The 15,114-nt window shown below is 68.9% G+C and carries 11 protein-coding genes; 1 reads left to right on the plus strand and 10 read right to left on the minus strand.

Annotation, left to right across the window (positions count from 1 at the left end):
* Nucleotides 1–687 precede the first annotated feature (687 nt).
* Complete coding sequence (locus VG320_RS27170) at nucleotides 688–2,103, plus strand: MFS transporter (protein WP_327203166.1); 1,416 nt, start codon at nucleotides 688–690, stop codon at nucleotides 2,101–2,103.
* 81 nt (nucleotides 2,104–2,184) lie between these two features.
* Here VG320_RS27170 and VG320_RS27175 read toward each other — a convergent pair whose 3' ends face one another.
* The 10 genes from VG320_RS27175 to VG320_RS27220 all read right to left on the minus strand — a co-directional run bounded on the left by VG320_RS27175 (nucleotide 2,185) and on the right by VG320_RS27220 (nucleotide 14,949).
* On the minus strand, nucleotides 2,185–5,004 hold the full coding sequence (locus VG320_RS27175; protein WP_327203167.1) for an Hsp70 family protein: 2,820 nt from the start codon (nucleotides 5,002–5,004) through the stop codon (nucleotides 2,185–2,187).
* A 93-nt stretch (nucleotides 5,005–5,097) separates the two neighbouring features.
* Nucleotides 5,098–6,942, minus strand: coding sequence for an Hsp70 family protein (locus tag VG320_RS27180; protein ID WP_327203168.1), 1,845 nt, complete (start codon nucleotides 6,940–6,942; stop codon nucleotides 5,098–5,100).
* On the minus strand, nucleotides 6,939–7,556 hold the full coding sequence (locus VG320_RS27185) for a DUF2760 domain-containing protein (protein WP_327203169.1): 618 nt from the start codon (nucleotides 7,554–7,556) through the stop codon (nucleotides 6,939–6,941). Before VG320_RS27185 ends, VG320_RS27180 begins: the two co-directional genes overlap by 4 nt.
* Nucleotides 7,557–7,895: 339 nt before the next feature.
* Nucleotides 7,896–8,219 carry a hypothetical protein gene (locus VG320_RS27190; protein WP_327203170.1) on the minus strand — a complete coding sequence of 108 codons (324 nt, stop codon included), beginning with the start codon at nucleotides 8,217–8,219 and terminating at the stop codon, nucleotides 7,896–7,898.
* Entirely contained in the window at nucleotides 8,216–8,728 is a 513-nt protein-coding gene (locus VG320_RS27195; RefSeq protein WP_327203171.1) for a hotdog family protein, read from the minus strand. The genes VG320_RS27190 and VG320_RS27195 overlap by 4 nt, the downstream gene beginning before the upstream one ends.
* Nucleotides 8,725–9,567, minus strand: coding sequence for a beta-ketoacyl synthase chain length factor (locus VG320_RS27200; RefSeq protein ID WP_327203172.1), 843 nt, complete (start codon nucleotides 9,565–9,567; stop codon nucleotides 8,725–8,727). The genes VG320_RS27195 and VG320_RS27200 overlap by 4 nt, the downstream gene beginning before the upstream one ends.
* Nucleotides 9,564–10,781, minus strand: coding sequence for a beta-ketoacyl-[acyl-carrier-protein] synthase family protein (locus tag VG320_RS27205; protein WP_327203173.1), 1,218 nt, complete (start codon nucleotides 10,779–10,781; stop codon nucleotides 9,564–9,566). The genes VG320_RS27200 and VG320_RS27205 overlap by 4 nt, the downstream gene beginning before the upstream one ends.
* Nucleotides 10,782–10,806: 25 nt before the next feature.
* The gene (locus VG320_RS27210) at nucleotides 10,807–11,730 is read right to left on the minus strand and encodes a polysaccharide deacetylase family protein (protein WP_327203174.1); all 924 of its coding nucleotides are present in this window, start codon (nucleotides 11,728–11,730) and stop codon (nucleotides 10,807–10,809) included.
* Nucleotides 11,727–14,255 (minus strand): MMPL family transporter, encoded by a 2,529-nt coding sequence (locus tag VG320_RS27215; RefSeq protein ID WP_327203175.1) that lies wholly within the window; start codon nucleotides 14,253–14,255, stop codon nucleotides 11,727–11,729. Before VG320_RS27215 ends, VG320_RS27210 begins: the two co-directional genes overlap by 4 nt.
* A 37-nt stretch (nucleotides 14,256–14,292) precedes the next feature.
* Nucleotides 14,293–14,949 carry an outer membrane lipoprotein carrier protein LolA gene (locus VG320_RS27220; protein ID WP_327203176.1) on the minus strand — a complete coding sequence of 219 codons (657 nt, stop codon included), beginning with the start codon at nucleotides 14,947–14,949 and terminating at the stop codon, nucleotides 14,293–14,295.
* Between the last annotated feature and the right edge of the window lie 165 nt (nucleotides 14,950–15,114).

Here is a 15,114-nt window from a genome sequence, read left to right on the forward strand (position 1 = left end):
GGATTACTTCTTCTCGAAGCGCACCGACGTCTACACCCAGGTGAGCTGGCAGCATATTTCTGCCGACGGCTCGGGCCTGACTGCGGATATCAGTGGCCAGTCGACGGCGTCGGGCAATCAGCAGACGGTGGTGGGCGTGGGTCTGCGTCACCGCTTCTGATTCGCTTCCAACGCGCCCGCGTCTGGTGCGAAGCATCGCTGCGGTGCACCAGACGCTGACACGGGTCGCACATGAATGGTGGGGCGCATGCACACGCATGCGCCCCTTCTTTTTGCCCTTGCAAAAACGGGGCCGTGTGCGCGAGGCCTGTATTTCAAGGACTTTCGGCTTCATGCTGCGAGTTTGTGCGACGCGTGGCATAGCTATTGCTTAGAGAGCAGCGAGGCCAATGACGGTCTCGACGAATTGACATCGTTTCGCCAGCAAGCGGAACGATCGAACCAGGCAAGGCGGGGCAACGGCGTCCCGAAGCGTGTTTCCCATGGAGCGAGCAGGTTCCATGCGGATGCGCTTCGGGACGCTTTTTTGTTTGTGGCGCGTGTTTGTCGTGCGTGTTTATCGTCCGACGACCAGCCGGTTCGAAACAAGGTTCGCTCATTAAATCGGAGTGCGAAGTTAAACGGACAGGGTGCGTAGCGCGATCTGCGCACTCGGGTCCATCGAGTCCATTACCTGGGGAGTGCCTCGTGAAAGATCTTTTGAGTTCGCTGAAGAGCGGCAACTGGCGCGCGCTGCTGGCGTGTTTCCTGTATTTCGACACCGGCTTCACGGTCTGGGTGATGTTCGGCCCGCTCGCGCCGTTCATCCAGAAGGACATCCACATGTCGCCGGCCGAACTCGGCCTGCTGGTGGCCGTGCCGGTGCTGGGCGCAGCCATTTTGCGCGTGACGCTGGGCAATCTCTATCAGGCCTGCGATGGCCGCAAGGTCGCGCTGATGGGGATTGCGCTCTCGGCGATTCCGGCTGTTGTACTGCTGCTGATGCCGGGCGCGCCGTCGTACACCCTGCTGCTGGTGCTGGGCGTGCTGCTGGGCGTGGGCGGCGCGAGCTTCGCGGTGGCCTTGCCGATGGCGGGCAGCAACTATCCGCCGAAGGTGCAGGGTCTCGTGCTGGGACTCGCCGCAGCGGGCAACATCGGCGCGGTGCTCGACGGTTTCCTGTTCCCGGGCCTCGCCAACAACATCGGCTGGGCGCACGCGACGGGCGCGGCGCTGCCGCTGCTCGGCATTGCGGCCTTGGCCGTGTGCTTCTGGGCGCGCGATCTCGGTCAGAAGTCGGGCAGCGTGCCGAAGGCCTTGCGCGCGTTTTTCATCACGCTGGCTGGGCTGATTGCACTCGTGCTGGCCGTGCATGAAGGTGTGTTCGGCGCGGGCAAGACCGGCGTGCTGCTGCTGCCGCTGATGGGCGCGTTGCTGGCGATCGCGGTGCTGCCGCGTCACTATCGCGGCGTGCTCGCCGAAGGCGACACGTGGGTCGTGATGCTCGTGTACAGCATCACGTTTGGCGGCTTTGTCGGCATGTCGTCGTATGTGACGACGCTGCTGGTGTCGCTTTATCAGGTGCCCAAGCTCGAAGCGGGCGTGATCATGTCGCTGCTGGCGCTCACTGGCGCGATGGTGCGCCCGATTGGCGGGCTGATCGCCGACCGCATCTCCGGCGTGCGTGCGCTCGTGCTGCTGCTCGCGGCAATCTCGCTGTGCGACTTCGCCTTCGCCGCGTGGATGCCGCCGTTCGCAGCCGGTATCGCGCTGCTCGCGCTTACCTATGTGTGTTTCGGTCTGGGCAACGGCGCGACGTTCCAGCTCGTGCCGCGCCGCTGGCAGGGCCGCACGGGCCTGATGTCGGGCATCGTGGGCGCGGCGGGCGGCATCGGCGGGTTCTATCTGCCGGTCATCATGGGCATTGCGAAGGAAAGCACGGGCAGCTATCAGATGGGCTTTGCGACCTTCGGCGCGCTGGCCGCAGTGGCGTTTGGTCTGGTGGTCGCGCATCGCACGCGCTGGCTGGAATGGGCGCTGCCGCAGGAGGCGCTGATGGCGCAGCCGGCTACGGTGCAAGTGGTGAAAGCGGTGCCGGCGGTCGAGGTTCAGGCGGGGAATTGACGCTTATGTGACACGGGCTTGCTGAATCGATGAAAAACGCGCTCCAGTGCAAACCGGAGCGCGTTTTTGCTTGTGGGAGTTTCAAGTGCCCATCAACTTCAACCCAGCCGGCAAGGCCTCGCCGAACACGCGGCCCGTATCGGCGGTATCGAGTTCCACGACTTCGCGCACCATCTCGATCCACGTGTGCGGCGCGTTCGCGCTCTCCAGCCGTTTAAGCACCGTTTCCCGCAGTTCCGGCGCGATATCGCGCGAGCGGTCGCCGGTCATGCGCGCGATCTGGGCGGCGGCGAACATCGCCGGTTCGACCTTCTTCCAGTCGAGCGCGAGAATCGCGTCGAGCCATTGCGCCGCCACCTCCGGCGGCACCACGCCGTGCGCGCTGCCATAGAAGGGCAGACGCGCGCCGATACGGCCCACCGCCCACCAGCTCTGGTGATTTTCCGCAGGCTTTTGCAGGCGCTCAAGCAGTTGCGCGCCGATTTCGATCTTGCTGGCCGCGTCGATCTGCTCCAGCGACGCGTAGAGCCGGGTCATATCTGCGTTGCCCAGCTTCGACGGGTCGAAGGGCAGCTTATGGTGTTTCGCGCGCGCCGCGTCTTCCAGCCAGCGCATGGCCGCAAGCACCTGCTCCTGCGCTTCGGCATTCAGGCCGCCTGCCGCGCGACGCCACAGCGTCCACCACTCGGACCAGACCTGACTGTCGTTGACATGCTGGATGCCGTCGTCGAATAGCGTCCACAACTGCTCGACGCGCCATTCGTCGAGCGGATAGCCGAAGCCCGGCCGCACGCAATAACCCGCGAGGTTGAGCCAGAGGCGCTCGTGATCGACCGAGCGACGGCGTCGCGCCGCGCGGTCCCAAAGCGCGCCGAACAGTTCGCGCAGCAGCGGGCTGTCCCAGTTCTGGCGGGCCCCAAGCGTGTGTTCGAGTTGCGCGCGCAGGCGTTTGACTTCCTTCGGATCGACCTTGGTGGACTTCGCGCCGAACACGCGGTCGATCAGCGCGATGGCTTCGTCGAGCGCGGGATGGCGCACACGCGCACCGGCGTCCGGACGCGCGTGATCGTCGCGGCGCAACTGGAATTCGAGCAGCCATTGCTGCGCGGGATCGTCGGTGGCGATGCAGCGCACCTCCAGCGTGCCGATCTCGGTCAGTTGCGCGGTGAGTTTGACGGGGCGCTCGCGCCCGCCGTGCTTGCTTTGGTTTGTCGAGACGACAGTGGCCAGCGGCGGCAAGCGGATGAAATCGGCCGCCTGGTTGCTCGACAGATCGGCTATTTCCCCGGCTTTCCAGCGCGTATCGGCGACGGTCGAGACCAGATGGAACTGCACCGGCTGGCCGAGTTGCAGCGCGAAGGTGCGATCGTCGAGGCGCACTTCGTGGCCTTCTTCGGTGCCGCGCGGCAGCAGGCAGATGCCGCGTGGCGCGGCTTCGCCACTGCTGTTTTTGCCGTCGTCGAGCACGAGAAAATAGCTGCGCGGCGAGCCGCCGCCGATGCGCGGTGCGCGGCCCTTGCGCGCGAGCGCGAAGGCAACCGCGCCGCGCGCGACGGCCACATCGGGATGATCGTTTTGCAGCACCGTGAGCGGCGCGTCGCGCCAGGCGCCCAGCGTGTCGCGCAGTCGCTCCGCCAGCGCGGGCGCATTGAACACGCCGCCGTTGAGCAGCAGCGTATCGGGCACGGGCAGCGCTTCTGACGCTTCGCCCGAAGGCAGACCCAGCGCCTCGCGCGAATGCGTCGCGAAGCGTTGCAGAAAGGCCGCGATATGCCGCGTGATCGCCGGATCGGCGGCGTAGGGCAGGCCGAATTCGACGATGGCCGCGCGTGAGCGGCGCGGCAGATCGCTCGCGTCGCTTTTCGGAAAAAAGCCGTCCACGACGATGCGCGCCGCTTCCTCGCGCGTGAGCTGCGTGGTGCGCGCGCCGCCGATCAGCTTCGAACCCGCGCCGAGCAGCGTCACGCCGACCGCTTCGGGCGCGTTTTCATCGAGTAGTTGTTCCTTCGCGACGCGGCAGCGCTCGACCAGTTGCGAAAGACTGGCCGCCGAAAGCCTGCCGCTTTGCCCCGCCGTTCCCGCCAGCCGGCTTTCAGCCAGATGCGCGAGCGCGAGATCCATGTTGTCGCCGCCGAGCATCAGGTGGTTGCCCACGCCGATGCGCGTCAGGCGCGGCTCGCCGTTTTCATCGACCTGCACCTGGATGAGCGTGAGGTCGGTGGTGCCGCCGCCCACGTCGCACACGAGCACGAGACGCGTGCGCGCGAGTTCGGCCTGCAACGATTCGCGATGATGAAACAGCCAGTCGTAGAACGCGGCCTGCGGTTCTTCGAGCAGGCGCAGTCTGGGCAGTTGCGCGCGGTGTGCGGCTTCGAGCGTGAGCGCGCGCGCGCCGTCGTCGAACGAGGCGGGCACCGTGAGCACCACGTCCTGCTGTTCGAGCGGCGCATGCGGGAAACGGTGATTCCAGGCGGCACGCACATGCGCGAGATAGCTCGCGCTGGCGTCGACCGGCGAGACCTTGCCGACGTCATCGGGCGCGCCCCAGGGCAAGATCGGCGCGAGCCGGTCCACCGACGCATGCGAGAGCCAGCTTTTCGCACTGGCGACCAGACGCCCCGGCACCTGTGCGCCGAGCGTGCGCGCAAGACGGCCAACCACAGCCACATCGGCTTCTTTAGCCGCTTGCGGCGTGGACCACGGCAGTTGCAGCGCGCCCGCTGGCAATTCCCCAGCCGCCGGGTGATAGCGCGCCGACGGCAGCAGCGGCTGGGCGCCCACTTCGCCGGGCGCCGTGAGCTGCTCGACATCGAAAACGCGGATTTCGTCGCCGCCCGCTTCGGCGTAGGCCACGACCGTGTTGCTCGTCCCCAGGTCGATACCGACGACGTATGACTTCATCGCGCTCAAATGCTCTGACTCGGTTGGCGGTGAGACGGGCGCGGCCCTGGCTGTCACGCCTGGCTGCGCCCGGATTGATGCGCTGCGCGTGCGTCAGGCGCTCGCGCCGCCGCGCACGTCGAACTCGACCTTCCAGCGCTCGTGGCTGCCGGACGGCACGGCTTCGAGTTCCAGCGTGCCTGCTTCGGTCACGCGCGCGTGCAGCTTGACCGGCACGACTTCGCCGGGCGTGCGGCCTTCGGTCGGCAGCGTGGCCTGGATCTCTTCCAGTTCCTGCAGCTCGTCCGCCGACCAGTAGTCGAGCAGCGTGCCGACCTGATCCTGGCGGCGCACCGACGACCCGAAGAAGCGGAAATGCACCGGCTCGCCCACCACCAGACCAAACTCCTGCGCGGGCAGCGGTGCGTCCGTGCCTTCTTCCATGCCGAACGGCGCCACACACAGCGCCGACACCGGCGGCTCCAGCCCCGGCACCGCGGGCATGGCCGATTCGACCGCCACGTAGTACGCGCGCGCCGTGCCGCCGCGAATGCGCACGCCACGGCCGCGCTTGACGTAGCCGTAGTACGCCGCGCCGCGCGCGACCGCGAGGTCCAGATCCGCGCCGCCCAACAGGCGTGCGGCCGGTGCGCCTTCGGCGGCCAGCCAGCCGTTGACGATGTCGAGCACGCGGCCCGCGAGCAGTTCCGACTTGAACACGCCGCCGTTGAACAGCACGGCCGTGGGGTGCAGGAAGCTCGCGCCTTCGCCGGGCGCGCCGAAGCCTTCGACTTCCGCGAGCGCCGCAACCTGGCGGCCAAGGAAGGCCGCGAGATGGCGCGTCACGCCCGCGTCCTGCGCATAGGGCAGACCGAGTTGCGTGAGGCCCACGCGGGTGCGCACGGCCGGACGCGCGGCGGCGTCCACCTGCGGGAAAAAGCCTTCGAGGATGATCTGCGTGAGTTCGGCGCGCGTGAGTTCGGTGCGGATCGAACCGCCGATCAGCTTCGAGCCGCGGCTGGGCACCACCAGCGGCACGGTGTCCACGCTCGCGTCGGTGAGCAGCGTTTCCTTGGCCGAGCGGCACGCGTAGGTGAGCGCGCGCAATTGCCACGGATCGGCCTGGGTGCCCTGCGCCGCGAGCTTGCGCGCGACCACGTGGGCGAGCGCCAGATCCATATTGTCGCCGCCGAGCAGGATGTGCTCGCCGACGGCTACGCGATGCAATTCGAGATTGCCTTCGCGCTCGACCACGGCGATCAGCGAGAGGTCGGTCGTACCGCCGCCCACGTCCACCACGAGGATGATGTCGCCGACCTTCACGTCCTTGCGCCAGCCGCCGCCGCTCTTCTGGATCCAGCTATAGAGCGCGGCCTGCGGCTCTTCCAGCAGCGTCATGCGCGTGTAACCGGCGGCCTGCGCGGCTTCGGCGGTCAATTCGCGCGCGGCCGGATCGAACGAGGCCGGGATCGTCACGGTGACGTCCTGTTCGCTGAACGGCGCGTCCGGCACGGCCTGGTCCCACGCCTCGCGCAGGTGCGTGAGGTAGCGGATCGACGCTTCGAGCGGCGACACGCGCGCGACTTCGGGCGGCGCGTCGTTCGGCAGGATCGCCGCGCGGCGATCGACGCCAGGGTGGCACAGCCAGCTCTTCGCGCTCGACACGAGGCGGATCGGCGTGCCCGCGCCGCGGCTGCGCGCCATCTCGCCCACGGCGTATTCGCGCGTGGCGGTCCACGGCAGCGTCAGGTCGCCCGGCGTGAGTTCGCCCGCGTTGGGCAGATAGAGGAACGAGGGCAGCAGCTCGGGCGATTCGATCGCGCCGGGCGCGGTCAGCTGCGTAATCGGCAGCACGTCCTGGACGGCTTTCTCGCCATCACTGATGGTCAGATCGACATACGACAGTGCGCAATGGGTCGTGCCCAGATCGATGCCGATGGAATAACGGGCGTCGCTCACAGTTCCACCTCGGCCGGTGCGATGATTTTTGCGTCATGCGATTTGACGAGCTTGGGCAGTTTCACGTCCTCGACGCGCCAGCCGCGGTGGCTGACTGTGCCGTTGAAGGGCGCGGCGCCGACCACGTTGCCGGTCAGGCGGATCGCCGTGGCGTCGAAGCCTGCGGCGATGGTGACGCGGCTGCCTTCGGCTTCGGTGCGCACCGGGCGGATCGTGAAATGCTCGCGCAGCGTCGCGCGGCAGCCTTCGTGGACGAGGCGTGCGGCCGCGCCGATCTCGGCGTCCGCGTAGCCCGCGATGTCTTCTTCGACGAAATCGACAAAGCGCGCGTTGCGCTGGAGCAGGCCGAGCAGCTGCATGGCCGACTGCGGGCTGGCTTCCTCGATGGCGCTGGCGGCGGGCGCGACCGGCGCGGGCGCAACGTGGGCCGCCACCGGGGCGGGCGTCACGATGGGCGCGGGGGCAGAAACGGGGGCGGAAACAGGCGCATCAAAGGTCTCGCCGTTGCGCAGGCGGCGCACGCCGGCGGCCAGTTCGGCATTGCCGAGAATGGCGAAAAACGATCCGAAGGCGAGCGAAAGGCGGCCTGCGAATGAAATTTTGGGTTCGGTCATCAAAACAACTCCAGTGGGCGCGCGCGCGGTGCTGCCGGGCAAAGCGGTCCGGCCGGCCGCGCGTCGAGGCCCGGATGATACGTCCTCAGGCGGCGTCTGCTAAGGGCAAGGGCCAAACCGGCAGGAAAAATAGGAGCCAGCAGGGGCGCGAAAACCCGTATTTTGCCTTGTTGTGAGCGCGAGACGGGCAAATTGGCCCGTTTGAGCCTGTTTGGGCCTGTTTGTACCGTTCGGCGGAGGGATTCGGGGCCGCCAAACCGCTAAATCGCGGCGTGGCGGGCCGATCGGGGAGAGTTTGCGCGGGTGGTCGCGGCGATGACTGGGCCGACAGCCGATTACTTACGCATCGTCGCGATGCGTTTCTTCGCGGGTTTCTTCGCGCGAGTCGTCCTTATGGAACACGCGTTTGGTGGCGCGCTTGGTCGCCTCATAGCCCTCGCGCGAGGTATGCGCGATGCCGTGGCCCACGGTCCTCGCCGCATTCGCGGTCGCATGGCCGAAATCGCGCGCCGCCTCGCCGGTTTTATGGGCGGCCTCTTTCGAGTCGTGCTTGATGTCCTCTTTCACTTCATGCAGATCGGCATAGGCGGCCGAGCTGGCGAAGCCGAGCAGCAGCGCAGCGAGCGTAGCCACTGCGCCCCGATTAAGCGGACGATTTTTCATATTGATTCTCCCTTGTTGTTGGCGGAGCCGACGCCGGGCAGCCGCGCCGAGGCGTCGAGCATCACGGCGGCGCGGCCCGAGAGCAGCGTCTGCGCGCCGCAGCGCACAGTGAAGGCGTAGAGCACGCTAATGCCGTCGCCGCTCAGGCGTTCGGCTTCGATTGCGAGCGGCCCGGCGAATGTGTCGAGGCGGGCGACATGGGCTTCGACGCCGCGCACGCTGGCGAGAAAGCCCACGCGCGGCGGGGCGTTTTCGTCGGCGCCCTGGCCGACCAGCGCGCCGTGCACGGCCATCGCCTGCGCCGCGTATTCAATGCCGCAGGCCGAAGCGAGCTTCCCGCGCGCGCGCAGCGGATTGTGCGGGTCGCGGTGGCTCGTCGCCGTGCAGCGAATGCGTGTGTCGTCCCAGGCTTCGACGCCGTCGAGCAGGCACATCGCGCCGCTGTGCGGAATGTGCGCCGCGATCCACGCGTGATCGAGCGGCACGGCGTTCAGGCGCGCGGCGCTCACGGCGCGGACTCCGTCGGCGTGGGCGGAAAGCTCAGGTCGATGCGCACGCGCGTTTGCGGCAGATAGTCGATCACCACGCTCGCCGTGCGCCGCGCCGCAATCGCTTCGAGCAGCGCCAGCCCGCGCGCCGCCGGATTGCCCGCGCGCAGCGCTTCGAACTCGGGCGAGGCGAGCGTCGTGGCGGGCGCGTCCGTGAGCTGCGCTTCGATATGCGCGAGGGCCGGTTTATCTGCGCGGCTATCGGCGTGCCCATCGGCCAGCGGCGCCAGCACCAGCGCCACGCCGAATGCGTCGGGGACGGGGCGCACCGCGTGCAGCGGTTCGGGATAGTCGGTGTCGTAGGCGATCAGCAGGTTCGGCACGCCGTCCACGGCGACCTGGCAGAGGCTTTCCAGCAAGCCGGCCGCAAAGCTGCCGTCGTACGCGCAGAGCACATTCGAGGTGGCCCGCGCGCCTGCCGCGATGCTCCAGTAGCCTGCCGGCGCGTTGTGCACGGAATTGTGAAAGCGCGTGGGCGAGAGCTGGCGGTCGTCGCCCGCGAGCGTTTCGCAGATCGCGTGGCAGTTCTGGCCGTCGGCGCCCGAGGCCGCGAACACGGTCGCGAGCGTGGTGGCGTCGCGCCCGCTGGCGGCCACGGCTTCGTGGCCCACGGCCAGCGCGGTGCGCACGACAGGGCCAGTGCGGCGGCGTTCGGCGGAAGGCAGGGAGGCGGGCGGCGGCAGGACGGTGCGCGCGCTCGCGTAGGGCGCGCGGCCCGCGAGCACGTCGGCGGCGTGCGGCCAGTCGGGCAGGCCGGGGCCGATCAGGCCGATGCTTTCGATGCAGGCGTGCAGTTTCATCGCGCGGTCTTCCCAATGGCTCGGGCACGCCCGAAAACGAGGCTGCAATTGGTCCCGCCAAAGCCGAACGAATTGCTCAGCACGGCGTCGATTTCGGCATCGCGGCTTTGCAGCACGTAGTTCGCGGCGAGTTCCGGGTCGGGCTGCGTCGTGTTCACGCCCGCCGGAATGAAGCGGTGGCGCAGCGCGAGCGCGGCGGCCACGGCCTCCAGTGCGCCCGCCGCGCCCAGCGTGTGGCCGGTCGCGCCCTTGGTCGAGCTGCACGGCGTGGCGTCGAACAGCGCGGCGAGCGCGCGGCTTTCGGCGGCGTCGTTGCTGGGCGTGGCGGTGCCGTGCAGGTTGATATAGCCGATGTCGGCGGGAGCGAGGCCCGCGGTGGCAAGCGCCTGCCCGATCGCCGCGCGCGCGCCCAGTCCTTCCGGATGCGGCGACGACATATGATGCGCGTCGCTCGATTCGCCCACGCCGAGCAGCAACACGGCATCGTCCCCCGGCGTTTCATCGGCGGGCAGGCGCTCCAGCAACGCGAACGCCGCCGCCTCGCCGATCGAAATGCCGTCGCGCGCCACGTCGAACGGACGGCACGGCTGGCGCGACAGCAATTCGAGCGAGTTGAAGCCGTACAGGGTGGTGAGGCACAGCGAATCGACGCCGCCCACCACGGCCGCGTCGATCAAACCGGCCTCGATCATGCGCCGCGCCGATCCGAACACCTTGGCCCCCGAGGAGCACGCCGACGAAATCGCCGTCGCCGGTCCGCGCAAGCCGCAGTACGCGCGCACGAAGGCGGCCACGGAATACGGATTGTGGGTTTCGGCGTAATGAAAGCCCGGCGCCAGCGCGCCGCTTTGCGGGTCGCGCGTGCGATACGCCTGCTCGGTTTCGAGGATGCCGCTCGTGCTGGTGCCGATAAAGACGCCGACGCGATCCGCGCCGTAGCGCGCCACCGCTTGCGCGACATGCGCGGCGAAACCGTCCTGTTCCAGACCGAGTTGCGCGAGACGGTTGTTGCGGCAGGCGTAGTCCTGGAGGTCGGCGCGCATCGTCACGTCGTCGACGCCCTCGACCTTGCCGATCCAGGTGTCGAGGTCGGCGCGCTCGAAATCGCAGGGCGCGAGGCCCCCGCGCTGGCCGCGCAGGGCGGCGAGCATCGCGTCGAGACCGCGCCCGAGGCAACTGGTGGCGGTGGTGTGCGAGAGCAGGATTGGGTTCACGAAGGTCGTTGGGTGAGCGTCAGGGTTAGGATCGAATTTTATCAAACGGGGCGCCGTCAACTGCCTTCCGGGCGGGGATTTCGGCGTGTTTGTGGGTCGCTTCGAGCGTTGTTTCTCCGAGCGCGTCGCGCAGCGTGGTCCAGCGCAGTTGCGCCTGCGCGGCGGCGCGCAGCAAGGCGGGCAGCGCGCTCAGCACCACAGGCTCGCCATCCGCGCCGCGCGCCGCGTGGCCGTCGTGGACCAGCAGGATGTCGCGAGGTGCGAGGCCGTGAATCAGGCGTTGCGCGACCTTGCCCGCGTCGCGCTCGCGCGTGTCGAAGCCGCGCCGCGTCCAGCTCGCCAGATGCAGGCCCAGATCGCACAGCACCGGTTCGAGAAACGGATTGCGCAGGCCCGCGGGTGCGCGAAAGAACAGCGGTCGTGTGCCGCTGATCTGCGTGAGCGTGCGCTGCGCGGCCTCGATCTCGCCTCGCAGCGCGCCGGGCGCAGACAGGGAAAACGTATGGCGATGGCGCTGGCTGTGGTTTTCGACGGTATGGCCGCGCGCGACGATCTGCTCGACGATCTGCGGATGCCGCAGCGCCCGCTCGCCGATGCAGAAGAAACTCGCGCGCGCGCCGTGTTCGTCCAGCAAGTCGAGCACGCGTGGTGTGACGTCGGGGTCCGGGCCGTCGTCGATGGTCAGGGCGATGTGGCGCTCGTCTGGATTCTGCGCCTGCGGCAGGCGCGTCCAGTTAGGGCCGAGCAAGGCGCTCTTCGGCCAGAGTCCCGCGGCAGTCAGCAGCAGATGCGAGGCGATCACGCTGCCGGTCGCCCACGGCCATGTGGCCGGCTGGATCAGCATGGCCGCCGCCGCGCCCACATGCAGCGCCGCGCTGCCGGTGATGAGCGGCGCGGGTTTCCAGCGGCGCGGCGCACAGGTGGCGTGGAGTGGCGTCGGGGCGTTCATGCGCGCTTCTCCTCGCGGGCGTTCAGGCGCGCGCCGACTGCCGCCGCAGGTGCGGTTGCGGCATGTGCAGCCTGCGGCGCCAGGATCGCGGCAAAGGCGAGCGCGAGCATCGCACCCGGCCCGACCGTGAGGCCGAAGGTTTCGAGCAGCGGCACATGCGACAGCGCGAGCAGGCCGAAGCCCGCCACCGTCGCGAGATTGGCGACCAGCAGCGAAACCAGCGTGCCCGGTGCGATGGCGTGCTGGGTGGCGTGCTGTGTGCCGTCATCGTGCTTGCAGAAGAACAGCGCGTAATTCGACCCGACCGCCACGATCAGCAGCATGCCCACCAGATGCAGGATCGTGAGCGGCACGCCCGCGAGCGCGAAGCCTGCCGCTACCACCAGCACGGCGGCGACGAGCGGTGCAAGCGCGCGCGCGGCGCGCCTGGCCGAGCGCAGTGCGAAGGCCAGCAGCACCGCAATCGCCGCGAAACCCGCGAGCGACAGGCGGATGTCCTCGCGCACGTAGTTGGCGTAGAGGCGGTCGGCCTCGGTTTTCAGATCGACGAAGAGTGCGCCGGGCACGCCCGCCTGTGCAACGGCGGCGCGGATCGGCGCGGCGTTCAGACTCGACGTATCGGCCTTCGTCGCGCCGTCCGGCGCGCGCAGCGCGAGCATCGCGTTCCAGCCGCCGCCCGCGCGCGGCGTGAGCAGCGCGTCCACGGCCAGCGCCATCGAGGTGCCGCGTAGATCGGCGCGCGTGATCGGCGCGGCTGCGCGCGCCGTCGCGACATCGGCGAGGAAGGGGGCGAAGGCGTTGGGCTTGAGCGTGATCGGCTGATCGGTGAGTGCGTCGCGCATGCGTGCGGCGAGTGTGGCGTTGTCGGGCAGGCTGGCGAGGCGCGCGCGCTGCGTGGCCGCGCTCGGCAGATAGCGCGCGGGGCTTTCGAAGCCCGCGAGCACGCCGCGCTCGACCAGCGGCTGCAACTGCGCGCCGATCTTTTCCGCGCCTTCGAGCGCGGCCTGTTCGCTGGCGGCGGGGATCTCGACCAGATAGCGCACGTCGGGCGCACCGACGTCGGCGCGCAGGCGCGCGTCGAGCGCCTGGCTGGCGGCCGGGACCGGACTCAGCGCGGAGAGTTCGTGGCTCCACAGCGCGTCGCGATGCAGCGCGAGGACCGCGATGGCGGCCAGCGCCAGCGCCGCGAGCGGCCAGCGCAGACGCGGCGCGGCAAGCGCTGCGCGCGCAAGCCAGCCAGCGAGGCGCGTGACGTCGCGCATGGCGACCGGGCCGCCCTGCAGGCGCGGCAGCACGAAGCGCGTGACGAGCGCCGCCGTCACGAGGCCCGCAATCGAATACGCGCCCAGTTGCACAAGACCCGGGAAGCCCGAAAACAGCATCGACGCGAAACCGCACACGGAAGTCAGCACGCCAAGCCGGATGGTCGGCCAGTAAGCGGCGACCCAGGCGCGCAGCGTATCTTCCCGGCGCGCGCCGGCAGGCGTTTGCGCGGACTGCACGAACAGATAGATCGAGTAATCGACAGCCTCGCCGATCAGCGTGGTGCCGAAGCCAAGCGTGATTCCCTGCACCGTGCCGAACGCAAGACTCACCGCCGCGATACCTGCCGCCACACCGGACAGCACCGGCAGCAGGCCCAGCACCAGCGTGCGCGGCGAACGATAGAGCGCCAGCAGCAGCGCGACGATCAAGACGAGGCTGAGCGCCGAAATACGCTCGACGTCATGGCGGATCGCGTCGCGCGTCTGCACCGAGAACACGCCGGGGCCGCTCATTTCGATGCGGTAGCCGGACGCCTGCGGCAGCGCGCGCGTGGCCGTGCCGAACGCGCGCTGGATCGCATCGACAGCATGGGCCTGGGCGTCGGTGTCGGAGCCTGCGGCGGCGGTCTGCGCGACCAGCACGGCGCGCGTGCCGTCGCGCGAGGCCCAGACGCCGCCGCGCGTGGCCGGTTGCGCCGCGCCGTCGAGCTGGCCGACGAGCGCGGCGACTTCGCCGGTCGGGTCGTGCGGCAGCAGATCCTTCGCAACGAGGCCCGCCGAGGAACTCAGCAGATCGAGACTGTCGCCGAGCGCGGCATGCAGGCCCGCCGTGGTGAAGCGCTGCGGCGTGACGGCAGGGCTGAGCGCGTAGCGGTGCGCGAACACGAACTGCTGGTCGCGTGCGTCGTTGACGGCTTCGCCGTTATGGACTGCCGCGAATTGCGGATCCGCGCGCAGCGTCGCGGCGACTTCGCGCGAAAGCTGCGCGCGCGTGGCGTCGTCGCCGCCTTCGATGCCGACCAGGATCAGCCGCGAGACGACGCCGTCGCGCAACTGATCGACCAGTACGCGCTGGCCGGCGCTGGGTGCGCGCGGCAGAAAGGCGGACAGATCGGTGCTGAAGTGCGCGCGTGCAATCGCGCCCGCACAGGCGAGCAGAAACAGCAGCCAGACGAGTACGGCGTGGCGCTGCAACCTGTGCAGGGCGCGGGCGATAAAGCCCTGGGCGCTAGCAGGTTCGGGTTTGAGCGGGGCGTTCATGGGAATCGGGCGGCGCGCGGGACCAAACGTGCGCCGCTCAGTTCGACGCGGACACTGACGCCGATGCCGCGCTCGCCGTGATCGGCCGCAACTGCATCAGCGAATGATCGCCGCCCGCTTGCTGGATCGCGACGCTGCGCAACAGGTCGCGCGTGCCTTCGAGCGTGATCGAGCTGACCGTCTTGCGCATCTGCGAATCGCGCGGCGTGAGCGTGAGCGTCCAGTCGTCGCCGCTGCCGGTCAGCGCGACCTGGTAGGTCTGCTCCAGCGCCAGGCGGTTGCCGGTGAGCGTCGCGCGAATGCTTTCGATGAACGCGCCCAGTTCCGGATAGCGCGCCAGCGCGAGCGTGTATTTGTGGTTGTTGCGATCGACGGTGAGCATGTCGCCGTCGACGACCAGATGCTCGGGCTTGGGCTTGAGCGTGTTTTTTTCCAGATGGTCGGGCGCGACGAAGGACAGCTCGCCCGACGATTCGACGGGCTGCGTCGCGATCGACAGGTACTTCGTTTCGGTGAAGGCGGCGCGTCCCGACTTGTGCTGCGCGAGCGTGGACATCAGGCGGTCGAGGGTCCAGTCGGTGCCGGCGGGCTGCGCCGCGTGCGCGGCGCCCGCTGCCGCCAGCGACAGCAAGACCAGCGCGGGCGCAAGCACGCGCCTCACAACACGATGTCGATCAAGACGGAAGGCGCTCATGCGTCGGAAGTCTCCCGGGCGGCGAGGCTCGCCGTGGCTTTGTTGCGGCGCGCGTGGCTGCGCGCCGGGCTTTGTGGGCGCGCATTGATGCCCGCGTTGGGGCCCGTTTTGGCACCCGCGTTGGCACCCGCATTGGCACCGTTAGCTACCGCAAGGCGCGCGGCG

The organism is Paraburkholderia sp. (genome assembly GCF_035948235.1).
In the GTDB taxonomy this organism is placed as follows: Bacteria; Pseudomonadota; Gammaproteobacteria; order Burkholderiales; family Burkholderiaceae; genus Paraburkholderia.

What these genes read in the sequence shown, in the direction of transcription:
- VG320_RS27175 (WP_327203167.1), bottom strand. Translation starts at nt 5,004, where the DNA reads ATGAAGTCATACGTCGTCGGTATCGACCTGGGGACGAGCAACACGGTC.
- VG320_RS27185 (WP_327203169.1), bottom strand. Translation starts at nt 7,556, where the DNA reads ATGACCGAACCCAAAATTTCATTCGCAGGCCGCCTTTCGCTCGCCTTC.
- VG320_RS27190 (WP_327203170.1), bottom strand. Translation starts at nt 8,219, where the DNA reads ATGAAAAATCGTCCGCTTAATCGGGGCGCAGTGGCTACGCTCGCTGCG.
- VG320_RS27200 (WP_327203172.1), bottom strand. Translation starts at nt 9,567, where the DNA reads ATGAAACTGCACGCCTGCATCGAAAGCATCGGCCTGATCGGCCCCGGC.
- VG320_RS27215 (WP_327203175.1), bottom strand. Translation starts at nt 14,255, where the DNA reads ATGAACGCCCCGCTCAAACCCGAACCTGCTAGCGCCCAGGGCTTTATC.
- VG320_RS27210 (WP_327203174.1), bottom strand. Translation starts at nt 11,730, where the DNA reads ATGAACGCCCCGACGCCACTCCACGCCACCTGTGCGCCGCGCCGCTGG.
- VG320_RS27220 (WP_327203176.1), bottom strand. Translation starts at nt 14,949, where the DNA reads ATGAGCGCCTTCCGTCTTGATCGACATCGTGTTGTGAGGCGCGTGCTT.